Here is a 14,597-nt window from a genome sequence, read left to right as displayed (position 1 = left end):
TGCTGGACATGTATACGATCCGTCACTACAAGAAGGATTTCACCAATCTCAAGGTCGCCATCGTTGGCGATATTCTGCACAGCCGTGTGGCGCGCTCCGACATTCATGCGTTGACCACGCTGGGTGTGCCGGAAGTGCGCGCCATCGGCCCACGCACCTTGCTGCCTAGCGGTCTGGAACAACTCGGCGTGCGCGTGTTCACCGATATTAACAAGGGTTTGAAGGATGTAGACGTCATCATCATGTTGCGTCTGCAAAACGAGCGCATGAGCGGCGCCTTGCTGCCGTCGGCCCAGGAATTCTTCAAGAGCTATGGCTTGACGACCGAGCGGCTGGCGCTGGCCAAGCCCGATGCCATCGTCATGCATCCGGGGCCGATGAATCGCGGCGTCGAGATCGAATCGGCCGTGGCCGATGGCGCACAGGCGGTGATTCTGCCGCAGGTGACATTCGGAATTGCGGTGCGCATGGCAGTCATGAGTATTTTGGCAGGAAATTAAACGATGAAGATCCATATCAAGAATGGTCATCTGATCGATCCGGCAAACGGCATCGATAGCAAGCAGGATGTCTTTATCGCGGCTGGCAAGATTGCCGGCATCGGTGCGGCACCGGAAGGATTCGTCGCCAGCAAGGTCATCGATGCGACAGGTCTGACGGTGGTGCCGGGGCTGGTCGATCTGAGTGCGCGTTTGCGCGAACCCGGCTACGAGCACAAGGCCACACTGGAATCGGAAATGCAGGCGGCAATGCAGGGTGGGGTGACCAGCCTGGTCTGTCCGCCCGATACCGATCCGGTCCTCGATGAACCGGGCCTGGTTGAAATGCTCAAGCATCGTGCACGCTTGCTGAATCAGGCACACGTTTATCCGCTCGGTGCATTGACGATGAAGCTGGAAGGCAAGGCGCTGACTGAAATGGCCGAACTGACCGACGCCGGTTGCATCGGTTTTTCACAAGCCGATCAGCCCATCCTCGATACCACGGTACTGTTACGCGCCCTGCAATATGCGAAGACCTTCGATTACACCGTCTGGCTGCGTCCGCAGGACCCGCATCTCGGGCGTAGCGGTGTTGCTCACAGCGGTCCGGTTGCTTCGCGCCTCGGTCTGTCGGGTGTGCCGGTGATGGCAGAAACGGTTGCCTTGCACACTATTCTGGAACTGGTGCGCGTGACGGGTGCGCGCGTGCATCTGTGCCGCATGTCGTCTGCCGCCGGTCTTGAACTGGTACGCGCGGCAAAGAAAGAAGGTTTGCCGATCACCTGCGATGTCGGCGCACACCACGTGCATATGACGGAAATGGATATCGGGTTCTTCGATGCGAATGCCCGTCTGACACCGCCCTTGCGCGGTCAGCGCGATCGCGATGCGATCCGTGCCGCGCTGCTCGACGGTACCATTGATGCGATCTGTTCCGATCACACTCCGGTCGATGACGATGAAAAGCTGCTGCCGTTCGGCGAGGCATCGCCCGGTGCAACAGGTCTCGAACTGCTGTTGTCGCTGGCGCTCAAATGGGCCGAAGAGAGTGACGAGCCCAAGCATGCCGTTTCACGTGCAGTGGCCAAGGTTACCAGCGATGCGGCGCGCATCGTCGGTCTGTCGGCCGGACAACTTGCCGTGGGCAGCGTCGCCGACTTGTGCGTGTTCGATCCGGCAGTACGCTGGCAGGTTGCGCCTGCCGCACTCGCCAGTCAGGGTAAGCACACGCCTTTCCTGGGATATGAACTGGCCGGGCAAGTGAAGACGACCATCGTTGCCGGGCACATTGCCTTTCAGCGCTGATTAAGGTGATGTTGGTAATGGCATCGCGTTGTTTGGGCGGCCGCGCATGATGGCGTGGCCGTTTCTACGCGTGATTCTGCATCTGCTGCAGGGGTTGGCGACATGTGCGGTGATCTTTCCCTTTGCGAGTACGCAGCGAAAGGAAAGCCTTGTTCGCAACTGGTCTGCTGCTTTGCTGCGTATCTTGCGTGTATGCGTCGAGGTGAAGCTGATTGGTGCCACGCCTTCCACGCAACGTGCGCTCATCGTTGCCAATCACGTTTCCTGGCTAGATATTTTCGTCATCAATTCCTTGCAGCCTTGTCATTTCGTCGCCAAGGCGGATATTCGTAACTGGCCCTTGTTGGGTTGGTTATGCGAGCAAGCCGGTACGATTTTCATCGCGCGCGGCAAACGGCGTGAAACGCGACGTGTACAGGAAGGTCTGGTGACGGGTATTTTGCGTGATCAGCGGATTGCCTTCTTCCCGGAAGGCACCACCGCAGCGCAAGGCAATCTGCTGCCGTTTCATTCCAATCTTTTCGAGGCAGCGATTTCAGCCGGTGTGCCGGTCAAACCCTATGCCGTGCGCTATCTCGATGCGCAAGGCAATCTTAGCGAGCCGGCCAATTTCATCGGCGATACCACCTTCATCGACAGCATGATGCTGATCCTCAAGGCGCGCGGCATGCATGCAGAATTGACCGAACTGCCGCTCATCGACAGCAACGGACTTGATCGCCGTGCATTGTCGGCGCAAGCACATGCGGCGATTGCCGCTGCGCTGCAGGCAGAGAGCGCAGCGCATTCCCACGCATAGCAAAAACTGTAGTGAGTGGCTGCAGTTAATGCGCGCCACGACAGCATCGCCAGCTTGTCAGAAATTGCGTGCCATTCCTAGCGTTTGCCCGGTTGCTGATGCTGCGGGCAATCGACCTGGATGACCGAGCGGTCTTGCAGATTGACGGCAGTCAGCTTGCCGCCCCATACGCAGCCGGTATCTAGTGCGATCAGGTTGGGGCGCATGACCAGTCCCAGAGTGGACCAGTGGCCGAATACGATGGTGGTATCGCTGCTGCGACGCTCGGGCATATCGAACCAAGGCGTCAAACCATCCGGCGCATTGCCGACACCTTCCGACGTTTTTAAATCCATTGCGCCATCGTTATGGCAGAAACGAATACGCGTCAATGCATTGACGATGATCCGCAAGCGATCAGTGCCTTGCAAATTGTCGTCCCAGGCAGCCGGCGCGTTGCCGTACATGGTGCGCAGAAACGTGACCCAATCGTCGCTTTGCAATGCAGTTTCTACCTCACGTGCCAGAGACAAGGTCTGTGTACTCGTCCATTGCGGCAGTACACCGGCATGCACGAACAGAAAATCGTCTTCTGCAAAAGCCAGCGGTTGATGGCGCAGCCAGTCCACGAGTTCATCGCGGTCTTCGGCTTGCAGGATATCGTCGAGCGTATCGCTGGCGTGTGGTGTGCGCAGGCCGCATGCCACAGCCAGCAGATTGAGATCGTGATTGCCGAGCACCATGCGTGCTCGTGTACCCAGTGCGCGCACTTGCCGCAGTGTTGCCAGCGATGCCGGGCCGCGATTGACGATATCTCCAACGAAGATTAATCGCGCATCGGGTGATTGCGCATCGATTCTCTCCAGCAGGCAGCGTAATTGTCCGTGGCACCCTTGCAGGTCGCCAATTGCATAAGTTGTCATTGTTTAAATAAGAGCCGTTGAGAAAACGCTTCTGCTGACGTCCTTGCATCTCGCCATATTCAAGCATTTTCTACATGTTTCGTTGGTGGCAAGTTGCACGGTCAGGGCGTTTTTCGAATTTCTTGATGCTTCCGGATAAAAACCATTGTTGAAGATTGTAAGGGGAATGTCTGTCTGTTGCAGAAACAACGCGAGTCGATTGAAAAATAGAGAGGTTGGGAAGCTGAATTATTCAAAGCGGTATTTATTCGCCACGGCAAAATCCTGAATAAATCAGGTCGAGGAAATACGGAAGAAATATGAAGTTTAATTTCGATTCATTTTTAAGAATTCATGAATGAATTTGGGATGGGCGTTTTGATAAAGCAAGTGCTATGAAGAAAGTGCAGACATGCCCTTTGTCTTTGCTAGTGCTCTTCAAATAAAGAATAATTTATTGTAATTAATGAAACTATTTTTTATCTATGGCTGTCTGATTCACGATTCATCAATGAAAATCATTGGGCTGCCAAATAAAAATAGGCCGCAAATTGATTTGATGAACCTTCGTGATATTTAAATTAGGGAGCGGCAGAAAATATCTGAAAACTGGTAAAGTATTTCGTGCTGTTGTATTTCCCATTTTTTAATTTAAATATCGTTGAATTGGAGACCCTAATGGATTTGTCCGGATTGTCGCTGGCTGAATTGTCGGATTTGCAGGAAAAGATCAAACAGGAAGTAAAGCAGCGCCAAAAGCAGGAAGTGGTACGTGCGCGCGAACAGATTCTGGCGATTGCGCAAAGTGTTGGTGTGCCGCTGGATGAGCTGTTGAGCGTTTCTTCCAAAGCAGGAAAATCCGCCAAACCAAGAAAGCCTGTCGCCGTGCGCTATCGTCATCCCAAGGATGCATCGCTGCAATGGACCGGTCGCGGCCGTCAGCCGCAATGGGTCAAAGACTGGCTGGCAGGCGGCAATTCGCTGGATTCACTTGGGGTGTAATGACACTTTTACAGGATAGTGATTAAACATGGCGACGCTTACGCAGGGAATTTTCAAGGCTTATGACATTCGCGGCATTATTGGCAAGACGCTGGATGCCGGTATCGCACGCGACATCGGGCGTGCTTTCGGCGCTGCGGCACTTGCCAAGGGCGAAAAGACGGTTGTCATCGGTCGCGATGGCCGCTTGTCGGGGCCGGAATTGGCAAAGGCGCTGGCGGAGGGTTTGCAATCAGTCGGTGTCGATGTGATCGACCTCGGGGTTGTCGCTACTCCGATGCTGTATTTCGCGACGCATATGCTGGATACGCAATCCGGCATCATGGTCACGGGCAGCCACAATCCTCCCGATTACAACGGCTTCAAAATGGTGCTCGCCGGCGAAGCAATCTATGGCGATACAATTCAGGCTTTGTATAAGACCATCGTCGATGGCAAGTTCAAGGACGGTGCCGGCACGTATCGTACGCATGACATCGCTGCGGCTTATCAGAAGCGTATCGTAGATGACACCAGACTCGCACGTCCGATGAAGATCGTTGTCGATTGCGGCAACGGCGTAGCCGGTGCCTTCGCGGGCGATCTGTATCGCGCGCTTGGTTGCGAAGTGATCGAGCTGTTCTGCGAAGTCGATGGCAATTTCCCGAATCACCACCCCGATCCGGCACATCCTGAAAATCTGCAGGACGTGATTCGCGCTTTGCAGGAAACCGATGCTGAAATCGGTCTCGCTTTCGATGGCGACGGTGATCGTCTTGGACTGGTGACCAAAGATGGACAGATCATCTACCCTGATCGGCAGTTGATGCTGTTTGCCAAGGATGTGCTGACGCGTCATGCAGGTGGGCAAATTCTGTACGACGTCAAATGCACGCGTCATCTGGCACCTTGGATTAGTGCAAACGGTGGCGAGCCGCTGATGTGGAAAACTGGTCATTCGCTGGTCAAGGCCAAGATGCGTGAAACCGGCGCCCCGCTCGGTGGCGAGATGAGCGGCCATGTATTCTTCAAGGATCGCTGGTATGGCTTTGATGACGGCATGTATGCCGGTGCACGCATGCTGGAGCTGCTGAGCCGTGAAAAGGATCCGTCTGCCGTGCTGAATGCGCTGCCGCAATCGACCAGCACACCGGAACTGCAACTCAAGCTTGAGGAGGGCGAAAGTTTCCCGCTGATCGCGAAGTTGCAGGCTGAGGCGAAATTCCCTGGTGCCGATCAGATCATCGCTATTGATGGTTTGCGTGTCGAGTATCCGGATGGCTTCGGTCTGGCGCGTTCCTCGAATACCACGCCGGTCATCGTCATGCGTTTCGAGGCAGAGTCTGCTGAGGCGCTGGCGCGCATTCAGGGAGAATTCAAGCGGGTGATTACCCAAGCCAAACCGGATGCCGTGATGCCGTACTGATCTACAAATCATCTGATTCAAGGCTGTCCAGCATGGCAGTTCGTCGCAAGGCGGACTGCCATGCTTTTTTGTGATCCGGGCTGTCATCGGCGCGCTCTGCATCCGCGTGCCAATGTGTCTACGGCATAATACGGCTGATGCAGATTTTTCCTTATCTTTCTTTCCTCTTCCCATGCGTCTGATCTATTCGCTGGCTTGGTGGCTGGCGCTGCCACTGGTGTTATTGCGTTTGTGGGTGCGCGGCCGCAAGGAGCCAGGCTATCGTCAGCACATCGCCGAACGTCTTGGCTGTTATGCCAACACGTCACTTGCGCGCGATGCCAAGGTGCTGTGGGTCCATGCCGTATCCGTGGGCGAAACACGCGCAGCGCAGCCGCTAGTGGAAGCCCTGCTTACAGATTTTCCGGAACATGTCGTCCTGCTGACACACATGACACCAACCGGTCGTGCGACGGGGCGCGAATTGTTCGCGGCCCAGCCGCGTGTCGTACAGGCCTATTTGCCGTATGACACCAATTTCATGACCAGTCGTTTCCTGAAGCGGTTTCATCCGTGCTTGTGCGTGCTGATGGAGACGGAAGTCTGGCCGAATCTGATGCAGCAATGTCGTCGCCATGGTGTACCGGTTGCACTTGCCAATGCACGTTTGTCTGAACGTTCCTTGCGCAAGGCTTTGCGCTTTCCTTCGTTGTTTGTCGAAGCGGCGAAAGCCATGACACTGGTTGCCGCACAGACGGAAAGCGATGCGCAACGCATTCGCCAATTAGGTGCGACGAATGTACATGTGACGGGCAGTATCAAATTCGACATCGTGCCGCCCGAGTCCATGCTCATGCGTGGTGCGATCTTGCGTGAGCGGTTCGGCACACGACCTGTTCTGGTCTGCGCCAATACACGTGATGGCGAAGAAGCCATGCTGCTTGATGCATGGACGGAATTGCAGGTGCCGAATGTGCTGCTGGTGCTGGTGCCGCGCCATCCGCAACGATTCAATGAAGTAGCAGCGCTGGTTCGCTCACGCGGTTTGTCGCTGATGCGGCGTTCGGAATCTGGCGACGCCAACGTGCCGTCTGATGTACAGATATTTCTCGGCGATTCGATGGGTGAGATGTTTGCCTATTACGCCGCAGCCGATCTTGCCTGTGTATGCGGCAATCTGTTGCCGCTGGGCGGGCACAATCTGATCGAAGCCTGCGCGGTCGGCAAGCCGGTGCTGGTTGGGCCGCATACCTTCAATTTTGCCGATGCGGTCGATAACGCGATCGCATCAGGTGCTGCGTTGCGTGTTGCCGATGCGCCTGCGATGATGCGCGAGGCATCGCGTATCCTGTGCGATGCGCAATTGCGTGCCGAGATGGGCGACAACGCGCAGCGTTTTGCACGTCAGCATGGCGGCGCGACTGCACGGACCATGGCGTTACTGCAGCCGATCGTTGCCCTATCCAACTGAAAGAGCGGAATGAACCCGAATAACGATATCCAGAAAAATTCCGATGATCTTGGAAAGATCGTGGAGGAAGAAAAGGGCACAACGCCTGATACCGAACAGATGCGTTATGTGTCCTTGGAAGAGCGACGTGCGCCCCATGGCAGCGGGCCATGCCCATGCTGTGGGCCTTACAGCGAATAGTCAGAAATGAATAGAGCCGTTATCGGCTGTCATATCAGTTAAACGCATACGTTGTTATCACGTGCATATTCCATGCGCAGAGCGATCTGGTGATACCTGCGGTATTTCTTCTCAAGGATAGGGTTGTCGTCCCTGTAACAGTCTGTCGATTTCCCATTGCAGTTCATCGAGATCGCGATGCAGGCGTTCACGTTCGTCCGCATACAAAGTGCCGCTGGCAGCCAATTGCGCTTCGCGGCGACCGATATGATCCAGTCGTTGCTGCAGATAGCCGGCTTCGCCACGGTTGATGACGCCGCGTGCCAGTGACTGGTTGATTCGATCATTCAGTTGTGTTTGCCGCTGGTCGAGGCGCATCGTATTCCTATCCGGACCAGCCGGTGCGGCATAGCCGCGCTCCAGTTTTCGATCTACATCCATCCGCATGCGGTCGATATCGCGCCAGAGATCATCGCGCTCACGGGGCGAAGCATCCATATCGTAGCGATAGCGCATTTCACGAGTCTGAATATTCCGTTCACGCTGATAGAAACGGCGGGCCTCATCCGGCGTGATCAGCCCTTGCTCCAAACCATATTGAATGCGTGCGCGAATATCCTGTTGCGCTTGCGACATGGTGACGGTACTGATGCGCTCGGCATGTGCCAGCGAGCCGAAACCGAGTGTCGCAAATAGCAGCAGGGTAGCCAGTGTCTTTCTTGTGTCATGCATGATGCCCACCTTCAAAATACGAATGGTCGACCGGCGATGTCGCTTTCAGTCTGTCAGTAACGATAGTACGGATCGTAACGATCATAGCGACCCCGGTAATGGTCGTGGCGATGATGGTGATGGCGGTAGCGAGGACGAGGCGCTTCGCGGTAATAATACGGCGGCGCGACATAGACCGGGCGCGGTGGTGCAACGTAGACAGGCGGCGGTGGTGCTACGTAAACCGGACGTGGGGGTGGCGCGACATAGACGGGGCCGGGAAGTCCGATGCCAATGCCGACATCGACGCGAGCCATTGCCGGTGTGGCGGAAAGCAACAGCGTGCCGCCGGTCAGGATTGCTGCAGAAAAGCCGAGAAGTTTGTTCATGATCATCTCCTTGAGGGATGACCTCATTACATAGCAAGACCCCGACGAGAACTAGGCGTGAACTGGTAAGGGATGTGACGAGATGTTTCTGTCGACATGCCTTATGGCAAGAAGTCGCGCATCAGCGCGCCATACTCGCACTGCACTGCGTGCCGATCCATCGACCGCTGGTATTGGCTTGTTCATCCACTGTCACGCCATGCACCAATCCCTTGAACGCACTTTTTCCCGTGAAATGTTCGGCATCGGTCAGCGTAGCTTGCGTCCAGCCTTGTCCCTTTACCTGGTCGCCTTCGCAGTAAAGATCGGCCGTGTACTTATTGCCGTCGCGTCGGGCATTACGTGCCTCGCAACCAGATTGGCGATGATAGGCATTCGGCAAGACATTGCCGGCCGACATTTCTGGCGTCACGCAAATGCGCGAGGTGGCAGCTCCATCGCGAATATCGGGCATCACGAAGCCATACTGCTTGGCGATATTGCCGAGCTGGCGGCGTTGATCAGGCGGCACCTGTTCGACCAGTGACAGCAGATTGGAGCTGGCGGAAATTTCCCAGAGCCCGGGGCGAATGGCCGTTTCGGCTGCATGCGCAGACACGGTTGTGCCCAGCAAAATGGCGTAGGACAGGATTTGTTTCCAGACAGGCATGTTGACTCCAGTGAAATGCTGCAGATGCGATTTGGATAGTGTGTTCGCAAGGAGGTTCAGTTTGCGGTCAGACGTGCTATCTTAGCGTCCGATTTGTGCAAGGCGGCATCAACCGCCTGCATTGAATCACGATAAAAAAGCGACTGACAAAACTCTTCCGGTATCGCTCCGCATCTTGCGGCACATTGAGTGCGGTTCTGCGATACAGCGCCTGCCGGAAGCGCTTCACGGCGTTTAGTGAGCCGCTCTAAAGATATCCCATATGAATGGGATACGAAAAATATCAGGAGACGCCGACAATGTCGGCACAAAGGAGACTGCAGCACATGGCAATTGAATTACCCCCCAACGTTACCGCGCAACGCAAACCGATTTCCGCGACATCCTACGAATACATTTTCCGCCACAGTGAACTGGGCCAATTGGGCAAGGTGCTGCTGAGTGTCTGTACCTCGGGCACGTCGCGCCTTACCTGCCTCGTCAACGGTGATCCAGGCGCCAAGATTACCGAACAGCGTCGTGCGATTTTCGAACCGCTGGCACGGAAACTTGCCGAGCAGATGCGTCTGACGGCGATTTTCCTCAAGGGGCCGAGCGATAGTCCGGCAATGGCATAAAAGGATTTCATCAATAAAAAAGAGGCCCGTGGGCCTCTTTTTTATTGGTTTAGATAACCGTGTGTCGATTTCAACGTGTGGTTGTGGTCGACGTAGCAGTCGGTGCCGTCGCGGTCGCCGTGTTTTCAAGCAGTCCGCCGCCCAGCGAGCGATACAGATCGACGGCATTGGTAAGGCGCAACAGACGGGTTTGCACCAGATCCTGTTCGGCCGCAAACAGTTCGCGTTGGGCATCGAGGACGTCGAGCGAACTCGCGATACCGTTTTCGAAACGCTGGTCCGCCAGTTGCAAACGTTGTGCCTGTGCATCCTGCACGCGGCGTTGGGCCTCGACTTGCTGGTCGAGCAGACCGCGTGCGACAAGCGCATCTGCCACTTCGCGGAAGGCAACCTGGATCGTCTTCTCGTAGTTGGCAACTGCGATGTTCTTGCGTACTTCGGTCAGACGCAGATTGGCGATGTTGGCGCCGCCCTGGAAGATGGGCAAGACCAGTTGCGGTGCAAAGGTCCACGCGCGCGAACCACTCTCGAACAAACCATCCAGCGCATTGCTGGCACTACCTGCACTTGCCGTCAGCGAGATGCGCGGGAAGAAGGCAGCACGTGCTGCACCGATGTTGGCGTTGGCTGCCAGCAGCGATTGTTCGGCACTGCGGATGTCAGGCCGTTGCGTCAGCAGGTCGGAAGGCAGTCCAGCCGGTAGTTCGGTCACGATCTGCTGCGAAGACAGTGCTTGCGGTTGCGGCAGTTCGTTGTTGAGCGGTTGACCGACTAGCACCGTCAGTGCATTCCATGCCTGTGCACGTTGGCGCGCCACCGTGAGTTGCTGTACACGCGCCGTTTCCAGCAAGGCTTCGTTCTGGCGCAGGTCGAGCGAGGACGATGCACCGACTTCGAAACGCTGCTTGGCCAAGTCGTAAGCGCGGCTGCGGCTTTCCAGCGTGCGTTCGGCCAGTTCCTGCTGTTCGGTATAGGCGCGTTCAGCCAGATAAGCCTTGGCAACTTCTGCGATCAGACTCACATGGGCGGACTGACGTGCTTCTTCCGTCGCGAGATAGTTGGCCAGAGCGGCATCGCTGAGGCTCTTGACGCGTCCGAAGAAATCCAGCTCGAACGAAGCAAGACTGACACCAACCTGATAATTGCTGGTGATGATGCTGTTGCCCGTCGTATTCAACGACCCTGGGACGCGGGCGCGATTGCCGGTAGCCGTGCCGTTGATGTTGGGCACGCGATCAGCCGACTGGATGTTGTACAGCGCGCGTGCTTCTTCGATACGCAAGGCAGCAACGCGCAGATCGCGGTTGTTTTCGAGGGCCAGTCCGATCAATGCCTGCAGGCGTTGGTCGGGGTAGAAGTTGCGCCAGCCCATTTCGGCCACGTTTTGCTGCGGGTTTTCATTGGTGGCCGAGTTGACTGGATAGGTCGCGGCGATCGGGGCATCGGGGCGCGTGTATTTTGGCGCCATCGAGCAACCGCTCAGCACCCCGGCAGCGATCAGCGTCAGAGTGAGTTGCTTGATCATATTTCTTCATCCTCATTGCGTGGCTTGTTGGCCGCATACATGCGGCGTTGGCGTTCGCTACCCTTGAAGATATTGCGAACCACCACAAAGAACACCGGCACCAGGAACACAGCCAGTACAGTCGCCGTGATCATGCCGCCCATCACACCGGTACCGATGGCGCGCTGGCTGGCAGAACCTGCGCCAGAGGCAATCACCAGTGGCAACACGCCGAGGATGAAGGCCAGCGAGGTCATGATGATCGGACGGAAACGCAGATGTACTGCTTCCAGCGTTGCCTCGATCAATCCCTTGCCCTGCGCTTGCAGATCCTTGGCGAATTCAATAATCAGAATCGCGTTCTTCGCTGATAATCCGACCACTGTAATCATGCCGACCTTGAAGTACACGTCGTTCGGCATGCCGCGCAAGGTAACACCCAGCAGCGCACCCAGAATACCGAGTGGCACCACCAGCATCACAGCCAGCGGAATCGAGGTGCTTTCATAGAGTGCAGCCAGTACCAGGAATACCGCGATCAGCGACAGCGCGTACAGGGCCGGTGCCTGATCACCCGAGGTTTTTTCTTCGAGCGACTGGCCGGTCCATTCGAAGCCGAAGCCCGGTGGCAACTTGGTCATCAGCGATTCCATTTCTGCCATTGCATCACCCGTGCTGTAGCCAGGCTTGGTCGCGCCAGAAATCTTCATCGCCGGATAACCGTTGTAGCGAATCAGTTGCACTGGACCGGTGATCCATTTCGATGTTACGAAGGACGAGAAAGGCACCATGCTGCCCGACGTGCTACGGGCGTACAGGTTCTTCAAATCTTCCGGTTGCAGACGACGTGGCGAATCGGCTTGGACAATCACGCGTTGTTGACGACCCTGATTCGGGAAGTCATTGACGTAAGACGAGCCGAGCAAGGTTGACAGCGTCGTGTTGATGGCATCGAACGTTACGCCCAGTGAATTGGCTTTGTCGCGATCAATGTCGAGTTGCAACTGCGGCGCATCTTCCAGGCCTTCAGGACGTACGCCTGCCAGTACCGGACTTTGTGCTGCCAGCCCCAACAACTGATTGCGTGCAGCGACCAATGCTTCATGTCCCTGACCCGAACGGTCTTGCAGACGGAAGGTGAAGCCGGTGGCATTACCCAGTTCGCGAATCGGCGGCGGGTTCAGCGGGAACACGATCGCATCCTTGATCTGCGAGAACGCACCGAAAGCCTTGCCGGCAATTTCATCGGCCGACTCACCCTTGCCACGTTCCTTCCAGTCCTTGAATGGCGTAAAGACAATACCGGCGTTTTGACCGTTACCCGAGAAGCTGAAGCCCGTGATCGCAACCACATGCTCGACAGCCGGCTCGTTCAGATAGAAATTTTCGATCTGCTTGATTACCTCGAGCGTACGAGCCTGGCTGGCACCGGCAGGCAGTTCGACGTTGGTCACGATGTAGCCCTGATCCTCGTTCGGCAGGAACGAGGCCGGCAGACGTGCATACAACAACGCAACGCAAGCGATGATCAGGCCATACACCAGCATCCAGCGACCGGCTTTTGTCAGCATGCGAGCAACAAATCCCTGATAGCTGGTCGTCGTGCTGTTGAACTTGCGATTGAACCAGCCAAAGAAGCCACGCTTCTCGTGATGCTCGCCTTTGGGGATAGGCTTCAGGATCGTGGCGCACAGTGCAGGCGTCAATGTGAACGCCATCAGCACCGAGAACACCATCGATGCGGCGATCGCCAGAGAAAACTGACGATAGATCGCACCAACAGCACCACCGAAGAATGCCATCGGAATGAACACGGCAATCAGTACCAGTGTGATACCCACCAGCGCGCCCGAGATTTGTCCCATCGCCTTGCGGGTTGCATCGCGTGGCGAGAGTCCTTCCTCGGCCATGATACGTTCGACGTTCTCGACCACCACAATCGCATCATCGACCAGAATACCGATCGACAGCACCATGCCGAACATGGTCAGCACGTTAATCGAGAAGCCAAACAGCATCATGGTGGCGAACGTACCTGCCAAGGCCACTGGTACCACGATCGTCGGAATGATCGTGTAACGAATGTTTTGCAGGAACAAAAACATCACCAGGAATACTAGGACGATGGCTTCGATGAGGGTCTTGACGACTTCTTCGATCGAGATCTGCACGAACTTTGACGTATCGTAAGGAATCTCATACTTCACGCCTGCAGGGAAATATCGCGATAGTTCGTCCATCTTGGCATGGACCAGCTTGGCGGTTTCCAGCGCATTCGCTGTCGGCGACAACTGCACGCCGATAAACGAAGTCGGATTGCCGTTCAGGCGGCCCGATGTCGCATATTGCTGACCACCGATTTCGACACGCGCAACGTCGCGCAAGCGTACGGTCGAACCATCACGATTGGCGCGCAGCACAATCTTGCCGAATTCTTCCGGGCTGGTCATCTGACCATTGACGACCACCGTGGCCGCGTACTGCTGGGCGCTATCGCTTGGCAATTCACCCAGCGTACCGCCGGCAACCAGGGCATTTTGTGCACGGATGGCAGCGGTGACCTCGGCAGGAGTCAGATTCAATCCAACCAGCTTGTTCGGATCGACCCAGATACGCATGGCGCGTTCGGTGCCGAACAACTGGGCCTGACCTACGCCTTTGACGCGGCGGATTTCATTGAGCACATTACGCGACAGGTAATCGCCCAGTGCAATCGGATCGAGCGAATTGTCGGTGGACGACAAGCCGATGAACAGCAGGAAGTTGCTGCGCGACTTAGTGACTTGCACACCTTGTTGCGTGACGACCGAAGGCAGACGCGCCTCGACACGCTTCAGACGGTTCTGCACATCAACCGCGGCCAGATCGGGATTGGTTTCCGGGGTGAAGGTCACCGTGATCTGTACCTGACCGTTTGCCTGACTTTGCGATTCGACGTACATCAGGCCGTCGGCACCGTTCATTTCCTGTTCGATCAGACTGGTCACGCTGTCATCCAGCGTTTGCGCTGTCGCGCCAGGATAGTTCGCCGTAATGACAATGGCTGGCGGGGCGATGTTCGGATACTGCGACACCGGCAAGAACTTGATGGCCAAACCGCCGGCCAGCAAGATGAAGATCGCCAGTACCCAGGCGAATACCGGGCGATCGATGAAAAATTTACCCATTACGGTACTCCCTTACTTCGACTGGGGCTGATCTGCCTTCTGGCTGGCAGGCGCATTGGCGGCAGGTTGCTTGTTTT

At 56.0% G+C, this 14,597-nt stretch carries 12 protein-coding genes and 1 pseudogene; 7 read left to right on the top strand and 6 right to left on the bottom strand.

Annotation, left to right across the window (positions count from 1 at the left end; all coding sequences use genetic code 11):
- The 3 genes and pseudogenes from pyrB to QZ725_RS12915 form a co-directional block, all read left to right on the top strand.
- Positions 1–500 (top strand): annotated as a pseudogene (pyrB, locus tag QZ725_RS12925) (aspartate carbamoyltransferase catalytic subunit); the annotation flags it as partial.
- Between the two features lie 3 nt (positions 501–503).
- The gene (locus tag QZ725_RS12920) at positions 504–1,787 is read left to right on the top strand and encodes a dihydroorotase (RefSeq protein WP_293780258.1); all 1,284 of its coding nucleotides are present in this window, start codon (positions 504–506) and stop codon (positions 1,785–1,787) included.
- Positions 1,788–1,836: 49 nt separating this feature from the next.
- Positions 1,837–2,586 (top strand): lysophospholipid acyltransferase family protein, encoded by a 750-nt coding sequence (locus tag QZ725_RS12915; RefSeq protein ID WP_293780255.1) that lies wholly within the window; start codon positions 1,837–1,839, stop codon positions 2,584–2,586.
- Between the two features lie 77 nt (positions 2,587–2,663).
- Here QZ725_RS12915 and QZ725_RS12910 read toward each other — a convergent pair whose 3' ends face one another.
- The gene (locus QZ725_RS12910) at positions 2,664–3,488 is read right to left on the bottom strand and encodes a symmetrical bis(5'-nucleosyl)-tetraphosphatase (protein WP_293780252.1); all 825 of its coding nucleotides are present in this window, start codon (positions 3,486–3,488) and stop codon (positions 2,664–2,666) included.
- Between the two features lie 657 nt (positions 3,489–4,145).
- On the opposite strand from QZ725_RS12910, the gene QZ725_RS12905 reads away from it, so the two are divergent.
- The 3 genes from QZ725_RS12905 (at position 4,146) to waaA (ending at position 7,324) form a co-directional block, all read left to right on the top strand.
- Positions 4,146–4,469 (top strand): H-NS histone family protein, encoded by a 324-nt coding sequence (locus QZ725_RS12905; RefSeq protein ID WP_293780249.1) that lies wholly within the window; start codon positions 4,146–4,148, stop codon positions 4,467–4,469.
- Between the two features lie 28 nt (positions 4,470–4,497).
- On the top strand, positions 4,498–5,874 hold the full coding sequence (locus QZ725_RS12900) for a phosphomannomutase/phosphoglucomutase (RefSeq protein ID WP_293780246.1): 1,377 nt from the start codon (positions 4,498–4,500) through the stop codon (positions 5,872–5,874).
- A 172-nt stretch (positions 5,875–6,046) separates the two neighbouring features.
- Positions 6,047–7,324, top strand: a complete 1,278-nt coding sequence (waaA, locus tag QZ725_RS12895; protein ID WP_293780243.1) for a lipid IV(A) 3-deoxy-D-manno-octulosonic acid transferase — start codon at positions 6,047–6,049, stop codon at positions 7,322–7,324.
- A gap of 291 nt (positions 7,325–7,615) precedes the next feature.
- Here waaA and QZ725_RS12890 read toward each other — a convergent pair whose 3' ends face one another.
- From QZ725_RS12890 to QZ725_RS12880, 3 genes are all read right to left on the bottom strand, one after another.
- Positions 7,616–8,215, bottom strand: a complete 600-nt coding sequence (locus QZ725_RS12890; RefSeq protein ID WP_293780240.1) for a hypothetical protein — start codon at positions 8,213–8,215, stop codon at positions 7,616–7,618.
- 53 nt (positions 8,216–8,268) lie between these two features.
- Positions 8,269–8,583: a virulence factor gene (locus QZ725_RS12885; protein ID WP_293780237.1), complete on the bottom strand. Its 315-nt coding sequence runs from the start codon at positions 8,581–8,583 to the stop codon at positions 8,269–8,271.
- A gap of 121 nt (positions 8,584–8,704) precedes the next feature.
- The gene (locus QZ725_RS12880) at positions 8,705–9,232 is read right to left on the bottom strand and encodes a DUF3617 domain-containing protein (RefSeq protein WP_293780234.1); all 528 of its coding nucleotides are present in this window, start codon (positions 9,230–9,232) and stop codon (positions 8,705–8,707) included.
- Positions 9,233–9,558: 326 nt separating this feature from the next.
- Here QZ725_RS12880 and QZ725_RS12875 point away from each other — a divergent pair, with 326 nt between their 5' ends.
- A complete protein-coding gene (locus QZ725_RS12875) occupies positions 9,559–9,849 on the top strand; it encodes a hypothetical protein (RefSeq protein ID WP_293780231.1) in 291 nt (96 codons plus the stop codon).
- 70 nt (positions 9,850–9,919) lie between these two features.
- Here QZ725_RS12875 and QZ725_RS12870 read toward each other — a convergent pair whose 3' ends face one another.
- Positions 9,920–11,374, bottom strand: a complete 1,455-nt coding sequence (locus QZ725_RS12870) for an efflux transporter outer membrane subunit (RefSeq protein ID WP_293780228.1) — start codon at positions 11,372–11,374, stop codon at positions 9,920–9,922.
- Positions 11,371–14,520, bottom strand: coding sequence for an efflux RND transporter permease subunit (locus QZ725_RS12865; protein ID WP_293780225.1), 3,150 nt, complete (start codon positions 14,518–14,520; stop codon positions 11,371–11,373). The genes QZ725_RS12870 and QZ725_RS12865 overlap by 4 nt, the downstream gene beginning before the upstream one ends.
- Between the last annotated feature and the right edge of the window lie 77 nt (positions 14,521–14,597).

The sequence above is a fragment of the uncultured Oxalicibacterium sp. genome, from assembly GCF_913776015.1.
Lineage (GTDB): Bacteria > Pseudomonadota > Gammaproteobacteria > Burkholderiales > Burkholderiaceae_D > Oxalicibacterium.
The sequence above is the reverse complement of the archived record's forward strand: the minus strand, read 5'-3'. Positions and strand labels throughout refer to the sequence as shown.

Excerpts from the sequence above, each read along its gene's own strand:
- QZ725_RS12920 (WP_293780258.1), top strand. The coding sequence starts at position 504 with ATGAAGATCCATATCAAGAATGGTCATCTGATCGATCCGGCAAACGGC.
- QZ725_RS12915 (WP_293780255.1), top strand. The coding sequence starts at position 1,837 with ATGGCGTGGCCGTTTCTACGCGTGATTCTGCATCTGCTGCAGGGGTTG.
- QZ725_RS12910 (WP_293780252.1), bottom strand. The coding sequence starts at position 3,488 with ATGACAACTTATGCAATTGGCGACCTGCAAGGGTGCCACGGACAATTA.
- QZ725_RS12905 (WP_293780249.1), top strand. The coding sequence starts at position 4,146 with ATGGATTTGTCCGGATTGTCGCTGGCTGAATTGTCGGATTTGCAGGAA.
- QZ725_RS12900 (WP_293780246.1), top strand. The coding sequence starts at position 4,498 with ATGGCGACGCTTACGCAGGGAATTTTCAAGGCTTATGACATTCGCGGC.
- waaA (WP_293780243.1), top strand. The coding sequence starts at position 6,047 with ATGCGTCTGATCTATTCGCTGGCTTGGTGGCTGGCGCTGCCACTGGTG.
- QZ725_RS12890 (WP_293780240.1), bottom strand. The coding sequence starts at position 8,215 with ATGCATGACACAAGAAAGACACTGGCTACCCTGCTGCTATTTGCGACA.
- QZ725_RS12885 (WP_293780237.1), bottom strand. The coding sequence starts at position 8,583 with ATGAACAAACTTCTCGGCTTTTCTGCAGCAATCCTGACCGGCGGCACG.
- QZ725_RS12880 (WP_293780234.1), bottom strand. The coding sequence starts at position 9,232 with ATGCCTGTCTGGAAACAAATCCTGTCCTACGCCATTTTGCTGGGCACA.
- QZ725_RS12875 (WP_293780231.1), top strand. The coding sequence starts at position 9,559 with ATGGCAATTGAATTACCCCCCAACGTTACCGCGCAACGCAAACCGATT.
- QZ725_RS12870 (WP_293780228.1), bottom strand. The coding sequence starts at position 11,374 with ATGATCAAGCAACTCACTCTGACGCTGATCGCTGCCGGGGTGCTGAGC.
- QZ725_RS12865 (WP_293780225.1), bottom strand. The coding sequence starts at position 14,520 with ATGGGTAAATTTTTCATCGATCGCCCGGTATTCGCCTGGGTACTGGCG.